The sequence below is a fragment of the Halomarina litorea genome, assembly GCF_024227715.1.
Lineage (GTDB): Archaea > Halobacteriota > Halobacteria > Halobacteriales > Haloarculaceae > Halomarina > Halomarina litorea.
The window spans coordinates 36,648-60,857 of sequence record NZ_CP100451.1; the positions used below are offsets into that span (position 1 = coordinate 36,648).

A 24,210-nucleotide genomic window follows, 5' to 3' on the forward strand; every position below is an offset into this window, starting at 1 on the left:
CGTTCAGCGGAACCAGCCCAGCAGTTTGTAGTCGTGGTCGGGGGTATACCGCCGGAACAGCAGGCTGTTCGACAGTACCGACACGCTGGAGAACGCCATCGCGCCAGCAGCGAGCACCGGTTGGAGTAATCCGAGCGAGGCCAGCGGAATCATCGCCGTGTTGTACCCCAGCGCCCACACGAGGTTCTGTTTGATTTTCGCGAGCGTCGCGTCCGAGATGCGGATGGCCTTCACGACGTCGAGCGGGTCGTCGCGCATCAGCGTCACGTCCGCCGCCTCGATGGCGACGTCCGTCCCCGAGCCGATGGCCGTCCCGACGTACGCGACGGCAAGGGCGGGCGCATCGTTGACGCCGTCGCCCACCATCATCGCCTTGCGCCCTTCGTCCTGAATGCTCTCGACGGCGTCGGACTTGTCTTCGGGGAGAACCTCCGCACGGACGTTCTCGGGGTCGATGCCGACCTGCTCGGCGACCGAGCGGGCGGTCCGTTCGTTGTCGCCGGTGATCATCATCACGTCGACGCCGCGTTCCTGCAGTTGGCTCACGGCGTCTTTCGCACTCTCTTTGACTGTGTCGGCGTCAGCGACCACGCCGACGAGTTCGCCCTCGTCCGTGCCGGCAGGCACGCGGGCGACGAGCATCGCCGTCTTCCCCTCGTTCTCTAGGCGCTCCATCGTCTCTTGGGCGGGTGACGGGTCGATCCCGTTGTCCCGGAGCAGCTTCCGGTTGCCCACCAGCACCTCGCTGTCACCGACGGTCGCTTTGATGCCGTGACCGGGGACGTTCTCGAAGTCGTCCGGGTCGGTTACATCGATCCCGCGCTCTCTGGCTCCGTCGACGATAGCGCGGGCGAGGGGGTGTTCGCTCCCGCTCTCGGCGGTGGCTGCCAGCCGCAGCACGTCGTCCTCGCTGAGGCGCTCCTGTGCAGTTAGCTGGCCCCCATCTGCGGCAGGGTTCCCACCGTCCGCGACCGGTTGGCCGTCTCCGTTGAAGACGACCACGTCGGTGAGTTCCATCTCTCCTTTCGTGAGCGTGCCCGTCTTGTCGAAGACCACCGTGTCGACGTCCTTCGCCCGTTCGAGGATGTCGCCGCCCTTGAACAGGACGCCGTTCTGTGCGCCGATGGTTGTCCCGACCATCGTCGCCGCCGGCGTTGCGAGTCCGAGCGCACAGGGACAGGCGATGAGCACCGACGACGCGAAGACGATGATAGAGAACTCGAAGACCGATACGCCGCCGGCAGCGACGGGGCCGCCAGCAACGAGGCTCCAAAGCGGAAGCGCGTCGATAACTCCGACGAGGAGTTCGGGGAACAGATACCAGACGACGCCCCAGAAAAGGGCGTTCACGATAACCACGGGCACGAAGTACGCCGAGATGCGGTCGGCGAGGTTCTGGATGTCGGGCTGGCGTGACTGGGCTTCCTTGACCGTCTGAACGATCTGCTGGAGCGCCGTGTCCTTGCCGACCTTCGTCGCCTCCACGACGAGCACGCCGTTCTCGTTGATGGTCGAGCCGACCACCTCGTCGCCCTCGCTCTTCTCGACAGGGACGGACTCGCCGGTGACCATCGACTCATCAACGGCTGACTGCCCGTCGACGACGACCCCGTCGGTCGGAATCTGCTCACCGGGGCGGACCTTCATTCGATCCCCGACCTCAACGTCCTCAAGCGGGATTTCCTCCTCGTTGCTGTTCTCGTCGACGACGGTGGCTGTCTCGGCCTCCATCTCGAGCAGCTTCCGGAGCGCCTCACCGGCCTGGCCCTTCGAGCGGGCTTCGAGGTAGTTCCCGAGCGTGATGAACACGAGGATGAGCGCCGCCGTATCGAAATACAGCCCCCCGGCGATTACCCCTGAGAGGACCGCCACGGAGTAGACGTACGCGGTGGTCGAACCCAGCGCGATCAGCACGTCCATGTTGGCGCGGCCGTTCTTCACGAGCGCCTTGTAGGAGTTCTTGTAGAACGGCCAGCCGAGTACCAGCTGGACGGGCGTCGCCAGCAGGAACTCGACCCAGCCGAACTCGATGCCAAGAATGGTCTCCGGAAGGACGCCACCGCCGAGCAGGAATTTTTCGACGAGGAAGAACAGCAGCGGGGCCGACAGCGCTGCACCGAACAGCGTCAGCCGCAACTGTCGCCTGATCTCTGCTTGCCGGGCCTCCTCTCGGGCGTCACCACCAGACCCGTCCTCAGTCTCCGCGTCCTCACGGACGGGCGAGTAGCCAGCGTCCTCGATGGCGTCGTAGAAGTCCGAGAGGCTCGCCTCGGCCGGGTTGTACGTGACCTGTGCCTCGTCGGTCGCGAAGTTCACGTCGGCGCTGACGACACCCGGCGTCCGTTCGAGCGCGTCCTGCACCGTCTCCGAGCAGTTCGCACACGACATGTCCGTGATACCGATGTTCACTGAATCTGTGACTGGCGAGTAGCCAGCGTCCTCGATAGCATCGAATATTTGGCCGAGTGAGACGTCGTCCGGGTCGTACTCGACACTCCCCTCGTCGGTCGCGAAGTTGATGTTCGCGTCCGAGACGCCATCTACGGATTCAACGGCGTCAGTGATGGTTTGCGAGCAGTTCGCGCAACTCATCCCCTGGATGTCGATTTGGCTTTTCCGCTGACTCATTACATGCTCATACGGCCTCCATATTCAATCGGTTTGCCCTTTCAGGTGTTCGGCGAATGTGGCTGTGGAATTTCGAATCCAAAGCAGTCTAGCAGGCCTTTCTAATCAATCAGCTCCCTGCTGAAGCTGCTCGTATTTCTCCTCGAACCGGGATTCACACGACGGACAACAGAACTGGTACAACTCCCCGTCGATGCGGGTGGCTGTCCCCTCGCTATCGACCGTATTCCCGCACTGGGCACAGGAGAGGGCGAACTCCGTCCCGCCCAGATCAGGCGACCAGTCAGCGCGTGCTAGGAGCGTCACTCCGAAATCTGCGATTGCTCCGTCGTCGAGCGTGTCGTCGAGCCAGCTCGCAACGTCGTTGTCTGGAACGCGCGCATAGACGACCAGATCGCCTTCAGCGGTGGTGAACACGTGCTCGACAGCCCCCTCATCGAGCAGGACATCTTTAAGTGGCCCGACTCCCGGACCGTCCGAGGCGACGTCCAGCGTCAGCAACACGGGAATGCCTTTCCGGAGTTGTGAGCGGTCGACATCGAGGGTGAACCGGCTGATGATTCCCATCTCCTGCAGTCTCGCCACCCGATCCGACACGGCCGGTGCCGAGAGGCCGACGACGTCCGCGATATCACTGTACGGTCGACGAGCGTTCGACAGCAGGAGCTGGAGGATTTCCAGATCGGTTTCGTCGAGGTCGCGCATAGTGGACCAACGACAACGAATGACTAAAGCATCTCGGTGCTACCTGCTTAGCTTCCAAACTTTGGATTGCTTGTGACTCGCTGTTTCGAAGGGAAAATCCGCATAAGAGTGGGAGGCGTACGTATCCATGTATGTCGACGACCATCACCGTCGAGGGAATGACTTGCGGCCACTGCGAACAGACAGTCGAAGAAGCGCTTCGAGAGGCGAGCGGCGTGACCGACGTAACTGTCGATCGAGAAGCCGAACAGGCGAGCATCGAGGGCGATGCTGACGCCACGGCACTCGTCCAAGCCGTCGAGGACGCTGGCTACACCGCCCACGCCTGAGAAACGCCGGAACGCACGCTGACGAACGCCCCGCCGTTCTCGTTCGATTCCGACCCTCTCGATGGCACCGCGCAGTGTCAGGGTCTGGACAATATAATGAGGGGCGGCACCAAAACCCACGCCATGAGCAACCATCCAGACCACGAGCATTCCGGAAACCTCTCCCCGGGGCCTCACCCACCGCATCAATCCGAAGGATCCGTCTACTGTTGTCGAATTTGCCAGTTAGAAGCAGATGCTGAAGTGCGAGCAACAGCTTACGCGTTATCCGAGCAGCAGTCCCACCCCACGGAGTACGAAGCGCATACTGCGGCGGATGAGGCCACCACGGAACCCGAACATCCCGAGCACGAGCACCGCCAAGCCGAAACCGAACACACTCATCACGGGGAAACTGAGCACGACCACGGTGCGCACGGTCACCAAGGGGATCACGAGGATCACGGCGCACATACGGACCACACGGGCCACGAAGGGATGTTCCGCCGGCGGTTCTGGGTGTCGCTCGTCCTCTCGGTGCCAGTCATCTTCTTCAGCGAGTTCATCCAGGACGTCTTCGGCTACTCCGCGCCTACGTTCCCAGGTAGTGTCTGGATCACGCCAGTCCTCTCGGTAATCATCTTCGCGTACGGTGGGATTCCATTCCTCTCGATGGCCCGGACGGAACTCGAGAACCGGGAGCCGGGGATGATGATGCTCATCTCGTTGGCCATCACCGTCGCGTTCGTCTACTCGATTGCGAGTTTGTTCCTCGAGGGGACGACGCCATTCTTCTGGGAACTCGTCACGCTGATCGACATCATGCTGCTAGGCCACTGGATGGAGATGCGGTCGGTCCGACAGGCTTCTGGAGCGCTCGACGAGCTGGCGAAGCTCATGCCCGACACCGCCGAGCGCGTCACCGAGAGCGGAGACACGGAGGAGGTACCCGTCTCTGAACTCGGCGAGGGCGACGTCGTTCTCGTTCGTCCGGGTGCAAGTGTACCTGCGGATGGGGAAGTCGTCGAGGGTGAGTCCTCGGTCGACGAATCGATGATTACTGGGGAATCCCGTCCTGTCGACAAGGAACCCGGGTCGGAAGTCGTCGCTGGTACGGTCAACCAGGACGGCAGCCTCCGCGTTCGCGTCACGAAGACCGGCGACGAGACGACGCTGGCGGGCATTATGCGACTGGTCGACGAGGCCCAGCAGTCCAAATCCCGTACGCAACTCCTGGCCGACCGGGCCGCTGGTTGGTTGTTCTACGTGGCACTCGGCGTCGCGGCGATTACGGCCATCGCGTGGGTCGTCGCGGTCGGGTTCAACATCGGCGTGCTCGAACGCGTCGTGACGGTCCTCGTCATCGCCTGTCCGCATGCCCTCGGCTTGGCCGTCCCGCTCGTAGTGGCGATCAACACCTCCACGGCTGCCCAGAACGGGATGCTCATCCGCGACCGCATCGCTATGGAGGAGGCCCGGAACCTCGATACGGTGATGTTCGACAAGACCGGAACACTCACGAAGGGCGAGCAGGGCGTCGTCGGTGTCGAGACGGCAGGCGATTGGGACGAGGAGCGGGCGTTCGAAGTCGCTGCGGGCGTCGAGGGTGATTCCGAGCACATGATTGCCCGCGCTATCCGGAACGCCGCCGAGGAGCGGGGCGTCCAGCGAGCGAGCGTCTCGAAGTTCGAGAACCTCCGTGGACTCGGCGTTCGGGCGACCGTCGATGGCGAGGTGGTTCACCTCGGCGGCCCCAACCTGATCGAGAAACTCGGTATCGACCGCCCCGACGACATCACCGCCTTCGCGGAGGAAGCCGGCTCGAACGCACAGACGGTCATCTACCTGATTCACGACGAATCCGAAGTCATGGCGGCGTTCGCGCTGGCGGACGTCATCCGCGAGGAGAGTCGGCAGGCCATTGAGGCACTGCACGAAATGGGAATCGAGGTGGCGATGCTTACGGGGGACTCCGAGGACGTCGCGAAGGCCGTCTCCGAAGAACTCGGCATCGACCAGTACTTCGCGGAGGTCCTGCCCGAGGAGAAAGACACCAAGGTCGAACAGCTCCAGTCGGAAGGGAAGCTGGTCGCCATGGTGGGCGACGGCGTCAACGACGCCCCCGCGCTCACCAGAGCCGACGTGGGCATCGCCATCGGCTCGGGAACCGACGTGGCCATCGAGTCGGGCGACATCATCCTCGTCGACAACAACCCACTAGATGTCGTCCGTCTCATCAAACTCTCGAAGGCGAGCTACCGGAAGATGCAGGAGAATCTCGTCTGGGCCAGCGGCTACAACGTGTTCGCGCTGCCTCTCGCTGCGGGAGTCCTCGCACCCATCGGGATTCTGCTGTCGCCGGCGATCGGCGCCGTGTTCATGTCGCTGTCGACGATCATCGTCGCGATCAACGCCCGCCGACTCCGGGGAGTCGACCTCTCGGCATGACGACGCTGATCGTCGGAGGCTACGGATCGGTCGGTCACACGATAGCAGAAGAACTGGCCACTGCGCCTGACGACCCGAGCGCAGTGATTATCGCTGGTCGCGACGCGATCAAAACGAACGCCGTCGCCAGCGAGTTCGGAGACCACGTCTCTGGCGTTGCGTTCGACTTCCAAGAGACGGGTTCGTACGCTCGTGTCCTCGAAGATCCGGACCAGATCGTGATGTGCGTGGATATGCTGACCACGAAGCGGGTGTAATACCGTCGCCTGGTATCGTCGCAGTAGACCTAATGATATCGATAATGGCTTGTTGAGACACCTTGGCGAACCTCTGGTCGTTGTCTTCGGCGTACTACAGCTCACTGAAGGGGATCAGCGCACGACGGGAGCGGGATTCAGATCGTATCATCAGGATCGTGTTCTTTTATCATGCGAGTGGCTTCGTTCTCATACCGTTCTTTCAACTCCGCCTCATCGACGGATTCGAGGTTGTCGGGAGAGACATCCTTTGCGGCAGTCACCGTATCGAGGTCGATCGCCTGGGCGGCGAGTTCCCGTCGGAAGAGTCGCTCACCATCAGCGGTCGCGTACTTGAGGATGACTAGATCACGGTTGTTGTACCCGCGCTCAACGAGCCACACGCGAACGGTGTCACTTTCGGAAGACACTGCCGAAGCGGATGGGGGACACGAGGATAGTCGTTGGGCTTACACTGACGGCAGGCGTCGAATCCGAACTCGATAGTCAAGAGCTGTGTTCAGAGCTCGACTTCTCCACTGTCTCAATCTACCTCCTCGACAGTGACTTAGCTTCCAGCGCGCTGCGTCGGGTTTCCCGGCGAGCCAGCGCGCCATTCCCTCGTCGTCATCGATGACCGCGACGGCATAGTCGATTCAACCCAGTCCTTTCCGATGCTATACACAGAACGGGTACTCCCCTACTCGATGTCGTCCCAGGCACCGACCTCGCTCCGTCGGAGCTCACCGGTTGCCTGCCAGACGCGGGGGCGGAACGTGATTCCGGCGAGCATCAGGTAGAACGCACCGACGAGTGCCGTGGTGACCGTCCCTGGTATCGCGCCCATCGCGGCACTCGCGGGCCAGGCTCCTTCGGTTCCCGAGGCAACGAAGATCCGGAATAGCCACGCCGCGAGCAGCACCGTCAACAGCGGGAGGTACACTCGGCGCAGTCGATGGGCGATGGCCTCCTCGTAGGAGACCTTCGCCCGAGGCTCGCGGTAGTCCCGGGAGAGCCGCGGACGCCAGTCGGGGTCCTCGATGCCCTGTGAGGGGTCGAGCGAGTACGCGAAGACGTTCCGCTGGAGTATCCGGACCCGAGAGCGCCACATGTCGTAGCCGCGGTACCGACGGGCTTCGATGACGAGGAACACCGTCACCATGACGACGCCGACGAGGATGATGTAATGTGGGCGGTCGCCCCCCGAGAACGCGTAGGTGAGGATGGCCGCGATGAGCGTCACCGCCCAGTTCGAGGTGCGGTCGAGGCGCTCGCGCCACAGCTTCATCCGGTGGATCTCCCCCCGGTAGAGGTGCGCCATTGCCGACCCGGGGGCGCTCGACTCCTCGAAGAACCCCCGACCCATCGTCCGGGCCTCCTCGCTCACCGCGTCGAACGACTCGTCGCAGTCGTAGCCGTCGCTCCCCGGGTCGGTTCGCGGCTCTCGCGTCGCGTTCTGTTCGGAATCGCTCATGTGATGGTTCGTGCTGTCAGCGGTCGGGGCGTCCAATCCGTAGGGGAGTCCCCTCGGCTCCCGGTCGGTCGCGAGTGGAACTGCCGGGGGCCCGTCGCCGAGCGTGTCCCGCCCGACGCCACCGGTCTAAGGAGGGAGCCGACGGGGCGGGCGTCGGACGAGGGACTCACAGCGACCCAAGAACGCGCTCGAACCGGTCGGACACGTCCTCGGCTATCGGATCGAGCTCCGGGTTGTCGGTGATCCCGACGAGCTGCCCGGCGTCGACCGCGCTCACGACGACCGTTCCGTCGTCCCGTTCGTAGACGATGACGTTGCACGGGAGGAGCGCGCCGAGTTCGACCTCAGATTCGAGTCCCTCGTAGGCCAGTTGCGGGTTGCACGCGCCGAGGATGCGGTACTGCCGGAACTCCTCGCCGAGTTTCTCGGCGAACGTCGCCCGGACGTCGATGTCACAGAGGACACCGAACCCTTCCTCCTCGAGTGCGCTGATCGTTCGATCGACGGCGTCGTCGAACGGCCTGTCGACTTCGGTCTGTGTCGTGTAGGTCATGATGTGCTGGTGGAGTGGGGTCGGTGTAGTTGTTGTCCTGTGGGAGGTCTCAGACGAGCAACTGGACGTCGGCATTGGCCATCCGCTGAAGCGCCGTGGCCGCACCGACACCGGTCGTGACGCCGTCGTAGAAGTCGTTCTCGTCGTAGTCCATCAGTTCGATAGTCATCTGACAGGCTTGGAGGTCGACGCCCTGTTCGAGCGACACGTCGATGAGTTCCTCGATGGTCGCGGTACCGTTGTCCGCGATCTTCCGGTTCATCATGCGCGTCGCCATCGAGTCCATCCCCGGAAGCGCCGCCAGCGCGTTCGGCATCGGCATGTTCGGGTTCCCGACCGCGGAGAGCTTGAGGTTCTTCGACTTCTCCTCGTGGAGGATATCGAGCCCCCAGAACGTATGGAAGACGGTGACGTCCCAGCCGAACGCCGCTGCTGTCGAGGCCAGGATGAGCGGCGGATACGCCATGTCGAGGCTCCCTTTCGTCGCGACGATGACCATCGACTTCCCGTCATCGCCTATCTCGGCTTTGAGGTCCGTCACCTGCTCGCGTAGCTCCTCGACCTCCGCGGCGAGTTCTGCCGCCGTCAGGTCCTCGGGAGCGTCGACAGGTTCGACAGCGCGCTCCGCTTCCGAACTGTCGGATGTCTCGGTACTCATGGTCACTCGGTCCTGCGCACGTAGTGTTTGAACACGTCGCCGTCCTCCTGCTGGTCGAGGAGTTCGACGCCGTCGGTCGTCTCAGCCCAGCCCGCAATGTCGCTCACGCTGCCGGAGTCGGTGGCGAGCACTTCCAGCACGTCGCCCTCGTTCAGACTGTCGATTGCCTGTTTCGTCTTCACGACCGGCATCGGGCACGATTCGCCTTTCACGTCGAGCGTCTCGGTGACTGTGTATTCCGTACTCATGTTGATATGCCCGTTCTGTATTGGGCTTGGAAGACAATACTGCCCCATCGCTAAAAAGTGTGTCGACTATTGGATAGAGCACCCACTACTATACCATGTATATCGATTCCATGTGCATCACAGAGGTCTTTTCGAGTAGTGAGGGCTCGTTCAAGCCGTATCAGAATTGCTCGGTTCTCACAAAATCATGGGAAACCTTATACACGACCGGCCAGTAGCAACGGGTACAGATGGACGACGAATCTCCCGAACCGGACGCGAACGTAGCATCGATTGACCCCGGGACGCTCAAGCGACGCATCGACGACGGTGCCCCCGTCCAGATACTGGACGTGCGCGCCGAAAGCGAGTTCGAAACGTGGCGCATCGACGGCGAGCGTGTCGACGTGGTCAACATCCCGTACTTCGAGCTACTCGACGGGGTCAGCGAGGAACAACTCGAGCGCATCCCCGACGGTGACCCAACGGTCGTTGTCTGTGCGAAGGGCGGCTCCAGCGAGTACGTCGCCGGTCACCTCCTTGACGCGGGATTCGACGCGGTCAACCTCGAACGCGGGATGAACGGCTGGGCACGGATCTACGAGTACCGCGAATTGGACGCCGACACGGACGCGACGGTCGCACAGTACCAGCGGCCCTCTAGTGGCTGCATGACGTACATGGTTGTCAGCGACGGCGAAGCCGCCGTCTTCGACCCCCTGCGGGCGTTCGTCGACGACTACGTACAGGACGCGCGGGCGATGGGTGCCGAGATCACGTACGCGGTCGACACGCACGTCCACGCCGACCACGTCAGCGGCGTCCGCGAACTCGCCGCCGAAACCGGCGCGCGGGTCGTCCTGCCCGAGCCGGCCGTCGAGCGCGGCGTCGAGTACGATGTCAAATACGAGACCGTCGAGGACGGCGATAGACTCACCGTCGGTGACGTCGGGGTCGACGTGCTCCACACCCCCGGACACACGTCGGGGATGACCTCCTACCTCGTCGACGACGCCGTCCTCCTGACCGGCGACGGCCTGTTCACCGAGAGCGTCGCCCGGCCGGACCTCGAAGGGGCGGACGACGAGGCGGCCCGAGCGGCTGCCGCCGAACTCCACGACACGCTGCAGTCGAAGGTCCTCCCGCTCGACGACGACGTACTCGTCGCGCCCGCCCACTTCAGCGACGCCGCGACCCCGCGGACGGACGGGACGTACGTCGCTCGATTGGGTAACCTGAAAGCGCGCATGGACGCACTGTCGATGGATCGTGAAGCGTTCGTCGAGTTCATCCTCTCGGACATGCCCCCCCGGCCGGCGAACTACGAGGAGATCATCGGGACGAACCTCGGCCGGCGGGCGACCGACGACGAGGAGGCGTTCGAACTCGAACTCGGGCCGAACAACTGCGCCGCCAGCAGCGACGCGATGACCAGCGACTGATGACGGGGGGTCTCGAACTGATGGACACGACGATACTTCCGCTACTCGCGCTCGGGGACCTGTTCCCGCGCGGGGTCACACAGTACGCCGTCGGCGGCGTCCTCATCGGCCTCGGCGTGGCGACGGTCTACCTCTCGACGGGGATCATCGCGGGCGCGAGCACGTTCCTCGAGTCGACGCTATCGTACGTCTCTGACGTCCCCCGGTTCAACCGGGCGAAGTACCTCGCCTCTCGCGACTGGCGAGTGGTGTTCACGCTGGGTATCGTCGGCGGGGCCGCCGTGTACGCCCTCGCTGTCGGCGAGTTCGGCTGGACGACGGACGTCCAGTGGTGGCGACTGCTCGGCGGCGGCGTCCTCGTCGGCGTCGGCACGCGCATCGGGAAAGGGTGTACCTCCGGCCACGGCGTCTGTGGCATCGGGTCGCTCTCGGAGACGTCGCTGGTGAACGTCGCGACGTTCATGGCCCTCGCCATCGGGACGGCGCAGCTCGTCGCCGCGCTGGGGGTGTCGCCATGAGCGCCGACACCGACGACGGGCGCGGGCCCGCCTTCATGCTCGCGGTCCTGCTCGGCGGTCTGGTGTTCGGGTTCGGCCTCGCACTCAGCGGGATGGCGAAACCCGAGATCGTCCTGGACTTCCTCCAGTTCGACGACCTCGGGCTGCTGTTCGTGATGGGTGGGGCCGCCGTCGTCTCCGGAGTGACGTTCTTCGGGGCGACCCGGTTCCTCGACCGGGCACCTCTCACCGGGCGTGCGTACACCCGCCGACTGAAGACCATGGATCGGAACGTCCCCATCGGCGGGGTCATCTTCGGCGTCGGCTGGGGGGTCTCGGGCATCTGTCCCGGGGCCGCCTACGCCAGCGTCGGTATCGGGAACCTCCCTATCCTCTGGGCGGTCCTCGGGATGTTCCTCGGTGCGTATGCGCAGGGGTACGTCCGTTCGTATCGCGCCGAGGACGCCGACTCCGCGGACACCGCTCCCACCGACTGATATCTATGGTCCCTCACAACCCGATATCCGGTGTTCGTCAGGAGTATTGTGTGATAATCGAACTACTAAACAAGACAACGGGGTACAATTGAAATGGTCGGAATCGAAGCCGTAAGCGGGTCAGCAGGTGCGATAGCGACCGTCGGGTTCGTCCTCGGGGAGGCGCTGGCGCTGTACGTCGGGTACGGCGCCCTCGCGAGTCTCGTCGGGTCACCCCTTCTCGACGCGGTCGGAGGTGACTGAGCGTGGAGCTCTTCGGAATGAGCCTGCTGCTGGTCGGGGGGTTCGTTGGGTTCGGCCTGCTCATCGGGATCCTGTTTGGGTTCTTCGGGATGGGCGGGTCGTTCCTCGTCACGCCGGCACTGCTGGTCATGGGGTATCCCTCGACGGTGGCGGTCGGGAGCGGCCTTGCGTTCGTCTTCGGGACGAGTGTCATCGGCGCGCTCCGCCACCGCGACCACGGCCAGGTCGACTACAAACTCGCGCTCATCATGACCGTCGCCATGACGATCGGCATCGAGAGCGGGAAGGGTGTCGTGGTCTCGCTCGATGCGACGGGGCAGGCCGACCTCATCATCAGCATCGCCTACGTCGCCCTGCTCACGATCGTCGGCCTGTTCACGCTGCGCGATGCACAGCGGACCGACACGGACACCGATGGGACAGAACGGTCTCTCGCAGACCGTGTCCAGTCATTGCACATTCCCCCGATGGTGACCTTGCGCGGTGGCGTCCGTGTCTCCGGGTCCATCGTCTTCGCGCTCGGCCTCGTCATCGGCATGCTGTCCGGTTTTCTCGGGGTCGGTGGCGGGTTCCTCCTGATGCCCGCGATGATGTACGGTCTCGGCGTGCCCGCTGGCATCGCCGTGGGCACGGACATCCTCCAGATCACCATCTCGGGGGCGTTCGGCGCGTTCCGATACGCCCAGTTGGGGGCCGTCGACCTCCCCGTCGTCGGTGCGTTGCTCGCCGGGAGTGCGCTCGGCGCCCGGGTCGGAGCGGGTGCGACGAAGCTCGTTGAGGAGGACGCCATCAAGGGGTACTTCGCAGCGATGTTACTCGCAGGGAGCGTCGCCGTCGCGGCGAAGGAACTCGGCAACGCCTACGGGATCGAGTTACTGAACACGGCGAGCATCGTACTCATCTTCGGTGCGGCGATCCTCGTCAGCGGAGCGGTCGTGCTCGCTGCGGTCTGTCGGCTCCGTGGCGACCGGACGGGGACGTGGTGTCGGCTCACCACTCCTTGACCGCTCGGCTGCTCGGTCACGCCGGTTCTACACCGTTTGGGACGAACCGTAGCGCCTCGATCCGTACGCTACGGCGATCGACCGGTTGTGCATCGGTGCCACATACGGGTCGTCGTGAGTACGCTCGCCATGCGACGCGAGTGAATATCGTTGACAGACGAATCGTTCAATGTGAACCTCATCGAGGCTCTGCTCCGCGAAGTGCTGCGAGTATGTCACTCTCCCGCAGCCAACGAGTTTAAGTGTCTGTCGAGCATGGTTGTGGATGTAATGAGCAATACTGGCTTCGCGGCGACCGAGGTCGCACAGCGGGTACAGGACGACGGGGCCGACCCCTTCATCCTCGACGTCCGTCGGGAGGAGGACTACGAGGAGTGGTCCATCCCCGGGAGTACGAACCTCCCTGTCTACGACGAACTGCTCGACCACGACTTCTCCACGCTGGAGGAGCACCTCGACGAGCTCCCCGAGGACGAGGAGATCGTCGTCGTCTGCGTCGCCGGCATCACGTCGGCCCGCGCGGCCGAGTTCCTGCGCGAACACGGCTACGACGCCGAATCCATCGACGACGGGATGAACGGCTGGGGACGTGTCCACCGCCAGTACGAGGTCGAGGGCGCCGAGGGCGTCGTTCAGGTCGTCCGACCGGGGACGGGCTGCGTTTCGTACCTCGTCCACGACGACGGCGAGGGCGTCGTCGTCGACCCCTCCCAGTACCTCGACCACTACCTGAACGCCGCCGAGGAGCGTGACGTCGAGATCGTCGGCGTCGCCGACACACACGCCCACGCCGACCACGTCTCGGGGGCGCGGCGCCTCGCGGGGGAGCTCGACGTGCCCTACTACCTCCACGGCGAGGACGTCGCCTCCCTCGACCGCGTGAATGAACTCGCCGACGGCGACACCATCACCGTCGGCGACCGTGAACTCGTCGTCCGTCACACTCCGGGTCACACGCCCGGCAGCGTCTCCTTCGAGTTCGGCGACGCGCTCCTCTCGGGAGACACGCTGTTCCTCCGGAGCGTCGGCCGGCCCGACCTCGAGGACAGCTCCGAGGACGCCGTCCGAACGGCCGCGAGCCGGCTGTTCGAGAGCCTCGAGGAGCTCACCGACCTCGACGACGGGACCGTCGTCCTCCCCGGTCACTTCAGCGACGAGGCGGTCCGCCCGCTCGCGACCGAACTCGGCGAGCTGAAAGCGGAGTCGACGAACGAACTGCTGAGCTACGTCGAGGAGGGCGACGAGGAGGCGTTCGTCGAGACCATCGTCGAGAGTCTCGCGGACGAACCCGCCAACTACAACGAGATAAAACAGATCAACTGGGGCAAGGAACAGCCCGGCGACGACGTCGAGGAACTCGAACTCGGCCCGAACAACTGCGCCGCCAACTGACGACCGAACCAGTCTGACCGAGATCATCTCTATCTCTACGTAATGTCGTACACACAGGGCATCCGACGGAACCGGTCGCAGTTCGCGCTCCAGTTGCTCACCGTGTTCGCGGTCGGGCTGACCATCGGCGCCGAACGGAACGTGGTCCCCGTGCTCGGACGCGACGTGCTGGGCGTCGAGTCGATGCTGGTCATCGGCTCGTTCGTCGTGAGCTTCGGCTTCGTCAAGGCCCTGCTCAATCTCTACGGCGGGAAGTGGTCGGAGTCCTACGGCCGCAAGCCCATCCTCGTCGCCGGGTGGCTGGTCGCGCTGCCAATCCCGGTGATCCTCGTTTACGCGCCGAACTGGTGGTGGATCACGATCGGGAACGTCCTCCTTGGGATTAACCAGGGGCTCGCGTGGAGCATGAGCGTCAACGCGAAGATCGACCTCGCCGGCAGCGACGTGCGTGGACTCGCAGTCGGCCTCGACGAAGCCTTCGGCTACGGTGGCGTCGCCGTCGGGACGTGGGTCACCGGCGCCATCGCCGCCCAGTACGGGCTCCGCCCCGAGCCGTTCTATTTCCTCGCGGGCGTCGTCGTGGTCGCGCTCCTCGTCTCGGTCCTCTTCGTCGAGGAGACACTCCCCTACGCACGGGCGGAAGCTGAGGATGCCGGGAGAGCCGAGACAGACGCTGACCTCCCATTCCGAGAAGTACTGAAACGGGCGACGTACGGCGACAGGACGCTTTTCGCGGCGGCACAGGCCGGGAGCGTCGAGAAGTTCGTCGACGCACTCGTCTGGATTGCCTACCCCCTCTACCTGACGGCATCGGGCCTGACCATCGCCGAGGTCGGCGTCGTCGTCGGCGTCTACGGTGGTGTCTGGGGGGTCCTGCAGCTCTACACGGGGAAACTCGCGGACGATATCGGTCGGCGGCCACCCGTGGTGGCCGGGATGTTCGTCGCCGGGGCTGGAGTACTCGCGACGGTACTGGTCTCCGGCTACTGGTCGTGGGTCCTCACCGCCGCCGTGACTGGCGTCGGGATGGCACTCCTCTACCCGAACCTGATCACAGTCGTCGGCGACGCCGCACATCCCTCGTGGCGGGCGACCGGCCTCGGCGTCTATCGGATGTGGCGTGACGCCGGCTACGGGTTCGGTGCGATCGTCATCGGCGTGACGGCGGACCTCGTCTCGACGGAGGCCGCGTTCTACGTCGTCGCCGTCGCGATGTTCGTCTCGGGGGGTATCGCGCTCGCGTGGATGCGGGAAACCCACCCGGACTACAGTACGGACGACCACGCTGGCGAGGTCTCCGCGGAACAAGTGAACAGTTGATCGAGGAGGTACTGGGAGGACCTGCCGTTTCACTTGGCGGGGAAGCGGAGGGGAAGCCGTTACTACTCCGACTGCAATGCCTCCTCAGAGTGAGTTGGTTTGCAGATGGACAGTCGACGTGTCTTGTGCGCTTGGCTCTCGATAGGGAGTGGTTCAAATAGACAGAATCACCGAACAACGTCCGCTCGTCGGTAGCGAGTCGTGGCTGTGTCGACGATAGCGTCGCGTCGCTCGATGCTCGTTCGTACCTGGACGGTTCTGGCGTTCAGTACTCGTTCGACGCATTCGAACGACGGCCCCGGCGTGGCACGAAATTGTACAACTTGCACACAAATCTTTTGCCTGTGCGACCGCTATTATCGCTAACACCAATGCCCGAGTCGATGGCCGCTCAATTGCGGCAAGATATGGAGTGTGAAGGGCTCCTTGAGTGCTTCCACGGTCTTAGACAACTAGACAGGGAGTGCTTTCAGGTCCTTGTGAACGCAGCAGAGCCACTTACGATCGACGAAGTCGCGGGTGTTGTGGGTCGCGAGCGCTCGACCGCCTACCGCTCTATCCAGCGGCTGCTTCAGGCTGGATTCATTCAGAAAGAGCAGATCAACTACGAGCAGGGTGGGTTCTACCATGTCTACTCCCCGACAGACTCCTCGAAAATCACGACCGATATGCAACGGATGCTCAACGACTGGTACGCGAAGATGGGACAACTCATCCAGGAGTTCGAGGCCAAGTACGAACAGGGAGAGGCGCCGCCTGCCGAAGGGTGATTGTGACTTCAATGGGCCATTGACTGGGAGTAACGTCAGCGACGCCCGGACGTCCGGCATGGCCGCCTTCTCGTCGCTCTCGTAACCGATCAACGAGGTCCGACCGAACTACGCCGTAAACTGATTCCACTGCTTAAAGTGGGCGTAGTGTGGGGATTTAGCATCGATTGGAGAGCACTCTGCCCGATAGTCGGTAAGACCCATCGAGATATCTGCTACGATACTCCAGCAGTATGTCCGTCGTTTCCGAGAGATCGCTTGCGGTCGTTGAGCAGCCGTATCGAGACACGAAGCGAGTCTCTGTCGGTGGCTGAAGGCTGTCTCACCAATCGATGTACCCTTCACTTCGATAATCCTACTAGAGGGACCTGATTAACACCTCTGCTGAGCCGCCGTGTTCGACGAACGGACTAGAATACCAATGACTACCGAAACAGTTATGATTCTTCTATGGCTGGTGGACACGGCTCAGGGCTCGCACTCACTCTCGTCTTCGCTGGCGGCGGAGCGCTCCTCCTCGTCAGTCTCGCTACCGGAGCGTTCATTCGGCGACGATCCCGACCGTACCTGTTCGTCATGCTTGCGCTCGGGATGCTTTTCGTTCGGACTATCGTCGGCACACTGGTGATCGCGGGGGTTGTCGCTTCGGACCCCCATCACTTCCTCGAACACGCCCTCGATCTGGCACTCGTCGGGTTGTTGCTCGCCGCTGTCGGTACTGCTCGCACAGCCGACTCGCCATCCATGGCCCCGATTTCCCCCGGCGACGAGTGACGACGAGCGCTTATACCGTCAGTTGTCTTTCACGTGGGGGCCGTTCCGACGATCCAACCAGAACACACTATCCCGGGGGTGCCATAGCGAGGCCGATGCCATCGAACACGTCGCGCGGTGTCTCCCGGCGCGCGTTCGTCAAGTCGGCCGTCGCTATCGGCGGGGCGAGCGCACTCAGCGCCTGTCTCGACCGTGAAGAGCCAGATATCCCTCGCGGGCCGGAAGACCTCTCGTCCATTCCGCAACGACAGTTCGCGTGGAACGAGGTGCTCGCGACCGACGACGCCAACAACCACCTCGGCCCGCGCCACCGCGTGCTGCTCTACCTTGACTACGCCCGCTCGGGCACGCCGAGCGAGCGCGACCGGCAACGGATGGAACAGGCGCTCCGAACGCTGGAACACGCCTATCCGCGCCGCCACGATGGGCTCCTCTTCACTGTGAGCTACTCCCCGGCGTACTTCGAGCGCTTCGACGCGTCGCTCCCTGACAGTGTGGATCTCCCCGCGCCAGAGCCCCTTTCGCCGTTCGAACAGCCCGAATTCGACACGCCCGACGCGGTCGTCCACCTCGCGAGCGACTACGGATCGGTCGTCCTCGCTGCCGAGGAGGCACTACTCGGCGAGAAAGACACACTCAACGGCGTCGACGTTGAGGCGTCCCTCGGAGACGTCTTCGAGCGAGCCGATCGCCGAACGGGCTTCGTTGGCGAGGGTTTACCGGCCGATCACCAGGACGTCGATGGCATCCCCGACTCCGATTCCGTCCCGGAGGATGCTCCGTTGTATATGGGATTCAAATCGGGATTTCAGAAAAACCAGGCCAGCGAGGACCGAGTCGCTATCGGGGACGGGCCGTTCGCCGATGGGACGACCCAGCACATCTCGAAAATCCGGCTTCGGTTGGAGGACTGGTACGGCGAGCAAGACCACGACGACCGCGTCGGGGAGATGTTCTGTCCCTTCCACGCCGAACAGAACCTCGTCGAGGGGACCGGCGAGAGCCTCGGCGAGTCGAGCCGGGTCGACGAGTGTGCCGAGCTGAATGAATCCGCCCGGGAATACGGCCGCGTCGGTCACTCCCAGAAGACGGCGCTCGCCCGGGAAGACGGCTCGCCGATTATCCTGCGGCGGGACTTCGACTCGACGGACGGTGGCGAGGCAGGTCTTCATTTCCTCTCGCTCCAGCGACGTATTAGCGACTTCGTGAAGACCCGCGAGGCGATGAACGCGACCGACGACGTTGATAGTCCAGCGGTCCGTCAGCGTGTCAACAACGGTATCCTCGAGTACACGTTCGTCCGCCGCCGCGGGAACTACCTCCTTCCGCCGCGCTCGCTCCGAGCACTCCCACCGGCCGACCCGAGCTAGCGACCAACACGAACCGTGAACAACGTTCACACGCGTTCGACGGTCCAACCAGAACCCGTTTTCGTGTGACCTCCGAAGCCCGACTAATGAGACGGCGGATGGTACTTCGGGGAGGAGCGTCGCTCGCCGGGGCCGCAGCATTATCCGGATGTACCTCGATCTCGGGACTGTTCGAGACGCGCAACGCGGGAGAACCACCGCTTCCGGAGAACCGTCCCGACGCGGTGTACTACCCGAGTCACGTCGAGGGAATGACGATGGCCGGGATGGGTACGAGTGGCGACTACAAGTTCGGCCTGATGTACAGTTTCGCCCACCGCTTCTGGAACGTCAACGGTGAGGGCGTCGAGAAAACGAGTATCGAAGAGGACGATTCGGCCCACCTCATGGCCTCGGTCTGGGACCCGGAGACGGGCGTCGTCATCCCTGAAACGGGACTAACCGTCGAGATTTCACGAGACAGTGAGTCGGTCAGTCAAGAGACAATCTACCCGATGCTCTCCCAGCCGATGAGGTTTCACTACGGTGCGAACTTCGGCCCGTTCGAGGACGGGACCTACACCGCCACCCTGAGTGTCGGTGGACTGTCGACCCGCCGAACGGGGTCGTTCGTCGACAGATTCGGTGAACCGACGAGCGTTGATATCGAGTTCGAGTACAGCGAAGAGACCAAACAGGAGGTGATGTTCCGGACGCTCGACGAGAAAGCAGGTACGAAAGGTGCGGTCGAACCAATGGAGATGGAAGGGGTTCCCCAGTCGTTCGCCCCGACCACAGACGACCTGCCCGGACGGGTCGTCGGCGAGGGAACGAGCAACGACGTAGGGTTCGTACCGACGGTCCTCGACAGCCCGCCCCAGGGCATCGACGAGCAGAAATCATATCTCGCCGTCTCGGCGCGGACGCCCTACAACCGAATGATCGTTCCCGCGATGGGCCTCTCGGGGACGCTTGTCCGGGACGGCGAGACGGTCTTCGAGGGATCGCTCCAGCGGACGCTCGATCCGACCCTGAACTACCACTACGGCGCAGTCGTTGACGACGTTCAGCCGGGCGACGAACTGACGCTCTCGGTCGGAACGCAACCTCAGACGGCCCGCCACGAAGGATACGAAACCGCCTTCGGCGGACTCATGGGCGATATGTCGGACGTAACGATCCAACTCCAATGACACGACCCGGCTCTACCGTACTGGCCCGTCGCGTGCTCAGTGCCCTCTGTGTCAGCACCGTAGCGACCGCGGCGATACCGACCGCCCAGGCACACAGCGGAACAACACACGCGGGAACACCACACTGGGTGTTGTTTGCGCTCGTCGCGGTCGGTATCATCGGGGCAGGGCTGAGCGCACTGGCCGCCCGACGCGGCGTTCTCGGCGGTCGTGGCGCAATTGTAGGGGTCTTCGCCGGTGGTATCTTGGCGATGGTCGGAGGGATCGGCCTCGTCGAACTGCAAGTCGTCGCTGCCAGTGGACCGCAGTTCGGGGAACTCTACGGCCCCGTGGCGTTCCTGACTGGAAGCGCCATCATGCTGGGAAGCCTCGTCGCCGGGTGGTACTATTGGCACGACCGGCCCCGATACATGGCACTCGGGGCCGTACTCGGCGCGTGGGTGATGTATCCAGCGGTGATGCCGAACAACGGCATCACACACCCACTCGGGTACGCGCTCGTGTTCGCGTTCCCGGTAGCCGTCGGACGTATCATCCAGCAGGACGCCCGGACGCTGCTCATGCGTATTCGACGCAATCAGCTCGCCAGTCGGACAGCACTGGCGGCGAGTGGACTGTTCGCTGTGTTCTTCGCGTTCTCGGCGGGAACCCTGTCGCTCAATCCGGACACCGTGCCCTCGATGGACACGACACGAAAGGTCGTGGTCGTCCCGCTGACCGACCCGCTCGTCTCGTGGCCGGCCGTCGAGTTCTACTTCCCATCCGTTCCGCTGGCCGGGTTCGTCTCGATCGGGACCGTCATCCTCGTCGGCGTGCTCGCGACACTGGTCGGACTGAACGCGGGGTACGTCGCCGACCGGTGGACACGTGCGAATGATGAGACGGCCGACAGCGCGTTCGCCGGGTCGCTCGCTGCGTCCGGCGCGACTGCCTGTTGTTGTTGCGCACCGGCGATGTACGGCGTGCTGAGTGCCGTCTTCGGCGCAGCAGCCACGCCCGTCTACTGGGCGTTCATGGACCCGACGTCGCCGGTCGGTGGCCTGTTCCTCACTGTGAGCGTCCTTCTACTCGTGGCAACGCTTGTCCGCTCGTCCGATAGGCGCCCCGTCCAGTCGTCGGCGTCAGCTGGCGTCCCGTCCTCATCGGACTGATCAGAGAGTCTGTCGATACTCCGTTCCTCATCGTTTGGACGTTCTATTCACTCTCGCTCTCCTACTGATACCCTGATCGGCACTCGGTACTACGAAGCTCGTAGTATCTCGACCGTCTCCGACCGAAGATCGGTTCGCTGATCGGCTGACTAGCGCTTGTCGAAGGCCCTCAGCAGTCGCCGGAGGAGTTCCAGTAGGTCCTCCGAGGATTGGTCGCCACCATACACTGAGACGGTGTCGACGCCGGAGAGACCGTGTTCCCCCGACTCGTCACGCTCCCAGAAGAGCCAGGCGGTGTCGTCGCCCTTCTCGAGTCCCGTCTCACCGACGGGGAAGCGCAACTCGAGAACCTCGGTGGTCTGTTTCTCGTCGCCATGTCCAGTCGTCATTTCTTTGACCTCACCGTCGTCGACTGGGCGAGCGCCCTCCCCATCGTCGAGCGCGCTCCGGGAGCCGAAGCGATAGCGCACGTCCTCCTCCGTCGGGTCGAACGTCGTCTTCTCGCCGTCACTGAGATACTCAGATGGGAAGACCACGACCGAAACCTGGTCGTGGTCGTCGAGGTCGACGAAGTTGTCGGCGTTGTCGGGTTGTACGTCGATATCGAGTTCGACGGGGAAGTGCGCCGACGCGACGCCGCTGAGCGCGGGAACGGCGCCGACACCGGCAGCGATGCCTGCCGAACTCTTGAGGAATCGACGACGCCCGAGATGACTGAGTATGCTCCTGTCCGTATCCGATGGCGTATCTCGTACCATGCTACGTTCGAGAGTACATGCAATGGCGACAGTATCTGTTCTGGTTGGATCGACGAATGAGCCATCGCTCTCGTCCTCTTCGGATTCCCAGTTCGTGGTAGGCCGACAATTCTTTACATCGACTTCGCTCCGAGATGTGCTACAACAACACGCGGATTGCGGACCCAATCACTCTACAACGTCCAATGAACGAATCAACGATCGAACGACCGAGTCGCGGCGAAGCGTCCGAATCCGAGAGCGCTGGACCGGACGAGGGCAGCCAGACGCAGTGTCCGGAGTGTGGCGGACGCGTCGTTCACGACCACGAACACGGCGAGACAGCCTGTGACGACTGTGGCATCGTACTGGGTGAGGATCTCATCGACCATGGCCCAGAGTGGCGCTCGTTTGAGGACGAGTCATCGACGAAAAGCCGCGTCGGGGCACCGGTTACGAAGCTCAAACACGATAAAGGGCTCAGTACAACGATTGGCTGGCAAGACAAAGACGCCTACGGCCGAACACTCTCCGGACGTCAGCAACAGAAGATGCGGCGGTTGCGAACCTGGGACGAGCGCTTCCGGACGAAGGACTCCCAGGAACGGAACCTCAAACAGGCCCTTGGTGAAATCGATCGCATGGCCTCCGCACTCGGCCTCCCGACAGACGTCCGCGAGACGGCGAGTGTCATCTATCGGCGTACCGTCGAAGCGGGACTACTCCCCGGTCGATCTATCGAGGGGATGGCGACGGCAAGCCTGTACGGGGCGGCGCGCCAACAGGGCTCCCCACGGACGCTTGTCGAATGTGCAGCCGTTAGTCGGGTTGAGAAACTCCCGATCCAACGGGCCTATCGATATCTCTCTCGCGAACTCGGCCTCGCGATCGCGCCGACCGATCCAGTCCAGTACGTCCCGCAGTTCGCTTCGGCGATCGAACTCCCCGACGAGGTCGAGCGGGTCGCCCGTGAGCTCCTCGAGACAGGAAAGCGACAGGGGGTTCACAGTGGGAAGCACCCTGCTGGGCTCGCGGCCGCTGCCCTCTATGCAGCGGCCCGACTGACGAACACGGAGATCACCCAGGCGACGGTCAGTCACGCATCGAACGTGAGCAAAGTGACGATTCGAAATCGGTACCAGGAGCTCCTCGAAGTCAGAGCGGAGCAGGGACGATGACCGATCTGCAACGAGATGTTCTTGGGGCGCTTGACACCCACGGACCGCTCGATACTGTTGAGATCGCCGAACGAATCGATGACCACCCCCTCACCGTCGATCGGATCTGTACCCAGCTCCGTCGAGACGGAGCGATCAGAACGATCAGTGGTGGACGGTACTGCGTGACCCCGAGTGGACGCGAACACTCACTGAGGAAGGAGAGCGGACGCAATCACGGATCGGCGACCCAGTACTGACTCCCGGCTTCCTTACAGCGGCGATTCTATCTCTTCTCCCCGAACCGTCCGACTATCGGCCCTACCACGGCTGTAGGTGAATTCGAAGACGCCGGAGAAACCAGAGCGGAACGATCGCTGCCACCGCGAGTCCAGCAGCCTGATCGAACACAGTCCACGCCATGCCACCCAGAACGACACTGATTGCACTCGCTCCTGTGTACGCGACACCGGATGTCGCCCACTCAACTCGCGCCGTCGGTCGCGACCAACTGAGAACCCGGCCGAACCGCGTCACTCGACTGAGCCAGAGGCCGAGAACAAGCCCGGAGACACAGCTGAGAAAGAGAGGGAATAGCTCCCGGAACTCGACGACGGCAGCAATGCCGACCCCGATTCCTACCGGCGAAGTGAGCACGACGACTTCCGCTGTCGTCGTCGCGAGTACGCGAGCAGACGACACGCCGTCGCGATCGTTATCCGGCATCGATATGGCAGAGGGCGACCAGTGAAATGAGCCCATTGATCGATTATCGTCGTTGTATTCTGCAACTGTGAGCCGGGGCACTACACCTGTTCGTCGAGAAGCACGCGCGAGCGATAGGGTCGCTGACCACGCGATACGGGAGACGAATCCCCCCGGAAAAATTGATAATAAACTTACATTTTTCCCGACGTGTCGAAAGATACTGGCCGTATCGTGCGAATCATCTAGTGATGACCAACCGGGGCGGATTGGGAAGGGGACCAGCAGACGTCCCCGTCTCTGAGCTGGAGGTACCACAGGGCGAGACTCCCGCAGCTCGCTGTGAAATCTGTGACGTCCCGTTCCCGACGACCGAGCAGCTCGCATTGCACCAGGGATTAGCACACGAAGCGGAGTTGAGCGAGCACGAGAAGGCCCAGTCCATACGGGCATACGAAGAGGAACAGGAGTCGCTCGGGATGTTTCGACTGAAAGCGCTGTTCGCGCTCGTTCTCCTCTACTTCGGCTTTCTCCTCATCTATGCGGCCATGACCTAGCTCCCTTTGGACGTCCCCATCACGCGTCGGACGGTCGCCCCAAGCTCTCGTCCTGCCCGTTCGGTTGTCCTGACGACGGGCTTTACGGGTTGGGTGATTCCCACTGAACAGGAACCCGACACAGGCTCTTTTCCCGGGTGGCCGAACTCGGGATAGCGACTCGAACGATGAACTATTTGCCTACC

Annotated in this window: 27 protein-coding genes; 18 read left to right on the plus strand and 9 right to left on the minus strand. The window is 63.1% G+C overall.

Annotation, left to right across the window (positions count from 1 at the left end; genetic code table 11):
* Positions 1–3: 3 nt before the first annotated feature.
* Positions 4–2,628, minus strand: coding sequence for a heavy metal translocating P-type ATPase (locus NKG96_RS19715; RefSeq protein ID WP_254538794.1), 2,625 nt, complete (start codon positions 2,626–2,628; stop codon positions 4–6).
* A gap of 105 nt (positions 2,629–2,733) precedes the next feature.
* Positions 2,734–3,333, minus strand: coding sequence for an AsnC family transcriptional regulator (locus NKG96_RS19720; RefSeq protein ID WP_254538795.1), 600 nt, complete (start codon positions 3,331–3,333; stop codon positions 2,734–2,736).
* 131 nt (positions 3,334–3,464) lie between these two features.
* On the opposite strand from NKG96_RS19720, the gene NKG96_RS19725 reads away from it, so the two are divergent.
* Positions 3,465–3,662, plus strand: a complete 198-nt coding sequence (locus NKG96_RS19725) for a heavy-metal-associated domain-containing protein (RefSeq protein WP_254538796.1) — start codon at positions 3,465–3,467, stop codon at positions 3,660–3,662.
* Between the two features lie 264 nt (positions 3,663–3,926).
* Here NKG96_RS19725 and NKG96_RS19730 read toward each other — a convergent pair whose 3' ends face one another.
* A complete protein-coding gene (locus NKG96_RS19730; protein WP_254538797.1) occupies positions 3,927–4,115 on the minus strand; it encodes a hypothetical protein in 189 nt (62 codons plus the stop codon).
* A 24-nt stretch (positions 4,116–4,139) separates the two neighbouring features.
* Between NKG96_RS19730 and NKG96_RS19735 the strand changes: the two genes are divergently transcribed.
* Together NKG96_RS19735 and NKG96_RS19740 are read left to right on the plus strand one after the other, a co-directional pair.
* Positions 4,140–6,089 carry a copper-translocating P-type ATPase gene (locus tag NKG96_RS19735; protein ID WP_254538798.1) on the plus strand — a complete coding sequence of 650 codons (1,950 nt, stop codon included), beginning with the start codon at positions 4,140–4,142 and terminating at the stop codon, positions 6,087–6,089.
* Positions 6,086–6,346: a saccharopine dehydrogenase NADP-binding domain-containing protein gene (locus NKG96_RS19740; protein WP_254538799.1), complete on the plus strand. Its 261-nt coding sequence runs from the start codon at positions 6,086–6,088 to the stop codon at positions 6,344–6,346. The genes NKG96_RS19735 and NKG96_RS19740 overlap by 4 nt, the downstream gene beginning before the upstream one ends.
* A gap of 137 nt (positions 6,347–6,483) precedes the next feature.
* Here the strand turns inward: NKG96_RS19740 and NKG96_RS19745 are convergent, their stop codons facing one another.
* The 5 genes from NKG96_RS19745 to NKG96_RS19765 all read right to left on the minus strand — a co-directional run bounded on the left by NKG96_RS19745 (position 6,484) and on the right by NKG96_RS19765 (position 9,258).
* Entirely contained in the window at positions 6,484–6,756 is a 273-nt protein-coding gene (locus NKG96_RS19745) for a DUF7967 family protein (protein ID WP_254538800.1), read from the minus strand.
* 269 nt (positions 6,757–7,025) lie between these two features.
* Complete coding sequence (locus tag NKG96_RS19750) at positions 7,026–7,799, minus strand: DUF2270 domain-containing protein (RefSeq protein WP_438267451.1); 774 nt, start codon at positions 7,797–7,799, stop codon at positions 7,026–7,028.
* Between the two features lie 166 nt (positions 7,800–7,965).
* The gene (locus NKG96_RS19755; protein WP_254538801.1) at positions 7,966–8,352 is read right to left on the minus strand and encodes a DUF302 domain-containing protein; all 387 of its coding nucleotides are present in this window, start codon (positions 8,350–8,352) and stop codon (positions 7,966–7,968) included.
* A gap of 49 nt (positions 8,353–8,401) precedes the next feature.
* Entirely contained in the window at positions 8,402–9,010 is a 609-nt protein-coding gene (locus tag NKG96_RS19760) for a DsrE/DsrF/DrsH-like family protein (RefSeq protein WP_254538802.1), read from the minus strand.
* A gap of 2 nt (positions 9,011–9,012) precedes the next feature.
* Positions 9,013–9,258: a sulfurtransferase TusA family protein gene (locus tag NKG96_RS19765; RefSeq protein WP_254538803.1), complete on the minus strand. Its 246-nt coding sequence runs from the start codon at positions 9,256–9,258 to the stop codon at positions 9,013–9,015.
* A 230-nt stretch (positions 9,259–9,488) separates the two neighbouring features.
* Here NKG96_RS19765 and NKG96_RS19770 point away from each other — a divergent pair, with 230 nt between their 5' ends.
* The 12 genes from NKG96_RS19770 (at position 9,489) to NKG96_RS19825 (ending at position 20,869) form a co-directional block, all read left to right on the plus strand.
* Complete coding sequence (locus tag NKG96_RS19770; RefSeq protein WP_254538804.1) at positions 9,489–10,679, plus strand: MBL fold metallo-hydrolase; 1,191 nt, start codon at positions 9,489–9,491, stop codon at positions 10,677–10,679.
* 20 nt (positions 10,680–10,699) lie between these two features.
* Positions 10,700–11,197 carry a YeeE/YedE family protein gene (locus NKG96_RS19775; protein WP_254538805.1) on the plus strand — a complete coding sequence of 166 codons (498 nt, stop codon included), beginning with the start codon at positions 10,700–10,702 and terminating at the stop codon, positions 11,195–11,197.
* Positions 11,194–11,673 carry a YeeE/YedE family protein gene (locus NKG96_RS19780; protein ID WP_254538806.1) on the plus strand — a complete coding sequence of 160 codons (480 nt, stop codon included), beginning with the start codon at positions 11,194–11,196 and terminating at the stop codon, positions 11,671–11,673. Before NKG96_RS19775 ends, NKG96_RS19780 begins: the two co-directional genes overlap by 4 nt.
* 93 nt (positions 11,674–11,766) lie before the next feature.
* Positions 11,767–11,916 (plus strand): DUF7512 family protein, encoded by a 150-nt coding sequence (locus NKG96_RS19785; RefSeq protein WP_254538807.1) that lies wholly within the window; start codon positions 11,767–11,769, stop codon positions 11,914–11,916.
* 17 nt (positions 11,917–11,933) lie between these two features.
* Entirely contained in the window at positions 11,934–12,920 is a 987-nt protein-coding gene (locus NKG96_RS19790; protein WP_254538836.1) for a sulfite exporter TauE/SafE family protein, read from the plus strand.
* Between the two features lie 270 nt (positions 12,921–13,190).
* Complete coding sequence (locus NKG96_RS19795) at positions 13,191–14,312, plus strand: MBL fold metallo-hydrolase (protein WP_254538808.1); 1,122 nt, start codon at positions 13,191–13,193, stop codon at positions 14,310–14,312.
* 42 nt (positions 14,313–14,354) lie between these two features.
* Positions 14,355–15,632 (plus strand): MFS transporter, encoded by a 1,278-nt coding sequence (locus NKG96_RS19800; protein ID WP_254538809.1) that lies wholly within the window; start codon positions 14,355–14,357, stop codon positions 15,630–15,632.
* A 371-nt stretch (positions 15,633–16,003) separates the two neighbouring features.
* On the plus strand, positions 16,004–16,402 hold the full coding sequence (locus NKG96_RS19805; RefSeq protein WP_254538810.1) for a helix-turn-helix domain-containing protein: 399 nt from the start codon (positions 16,004–16,006) through the stop codon (positions 16,400–16,402).
* Positions 16,403–16,852: 450 nt separating this feature from the next.
* Positions 16,853–17,176 (plus strand): DUF7471 family protein, encoded by a 324-nt coding sequence (locus tag NKG96_RS19810; RefSeq protein ID WP_254538811.1) that lies wholly within the window; start codon positions 16,853–16,855, stop codon positions 17,174–17,176.
* A 95-nt stretch (positions 17,177–17,271) separates the two neighbouring features.
* Positions 17,272–18,546, plus strand: a complete 1,275-nt coding sequence (locus tag NKG96_RS19815; RefSeq protein WP_254538837.1) for a DUF7405 family protein — start codon at positions 17,272–17,274, stop codon at positions 18,544–18,546.
* 98 nt (positions 18,547–18,644) lie between these two features.
* Entirely contained in the window at positions 18,645–19,718 is a 1,074-nt protein-coding gene (locus tag NKG96_RS19820; protein ID WP_254538812.1) for a DUF7350 domain-containing protein, read from the plus strand.
* Between the two features lie 251 nt (positions 19,719–19,969).
* On the plus strand, positions 19,970–20,869 hold the full coding sequence (locus NKG96_RS19825; RefSeq protein WP_254538813.1) for a hypothetical protein: 900 nt from the start codon (positions 19,970–19,972) through the stop codon (positions 20,867–20,869).
* Between the two features lie 149 nt (positions 20,870–21,018).
* Here the strand turns inward: NKG96_RS19825 and NKG96_RS19830 are convergent, their stop codons facing one another.
* Positions 21,019–21,795: a hypothetical protein gene (locus tag NKG96_RS19830; protein ID WP_254538814.1), complete on the minus strand. Its 777-nt coding sequence runs from the start codon at positions 21,793–21,795 to the stop codon at positions 21,019–21,021.
* A gap of 17 nt (positions 21,796–21,812) precedes the next feature.
* Between NKG96_RS19830 and NKG96_RS19835 the strand changes: the two genes are divergently transcribed.
* The 3 genes from NKG96_RS19835 (at position 21,813) to NKG96_RS19845 (ending at position 24,025) form a co-directional block, all read left to right on the plus strand.
* Complete coding sequence (locus NKG96_RS19835) at positions 21,813–22,784, plus strand: transcription initiation factor IIB (RefSeq protein WP_254538815.1); 972 nt, start codon at positions 21,813–21,815, stop codon at positions 22,782–22,784.
* Positions 22,781–23,023 (plus strand): hypothetical protein, encoded by a 243-nt coding sequence (locus NKG96_RS19840; RefSeq protein ID WP_254538816.1) that lies wholly within the window; start codon positions 22,781–22,783, stop codon positions 23,021–23,023. Before NKG96_RS19835 ends, NKG96_RS19840 begins: the two co-directional genes overlap by 4 nt.
* 696 nt (positions 23,024–23,719) lie before the next feature.
* Positions 23,720–24,025: a DNA-binding protein gene (locus NKG96_RS19845; protein WP_254538817.1), complete on the plus strand. Its 306-nt coding sequence runs from the start codon at positions 23,720–23,722 to the stop codon at positions 24,023–24,025.
* The last annotated feature ends 185 nt before the right edge of the window (positions 24,026–24,210 follow it).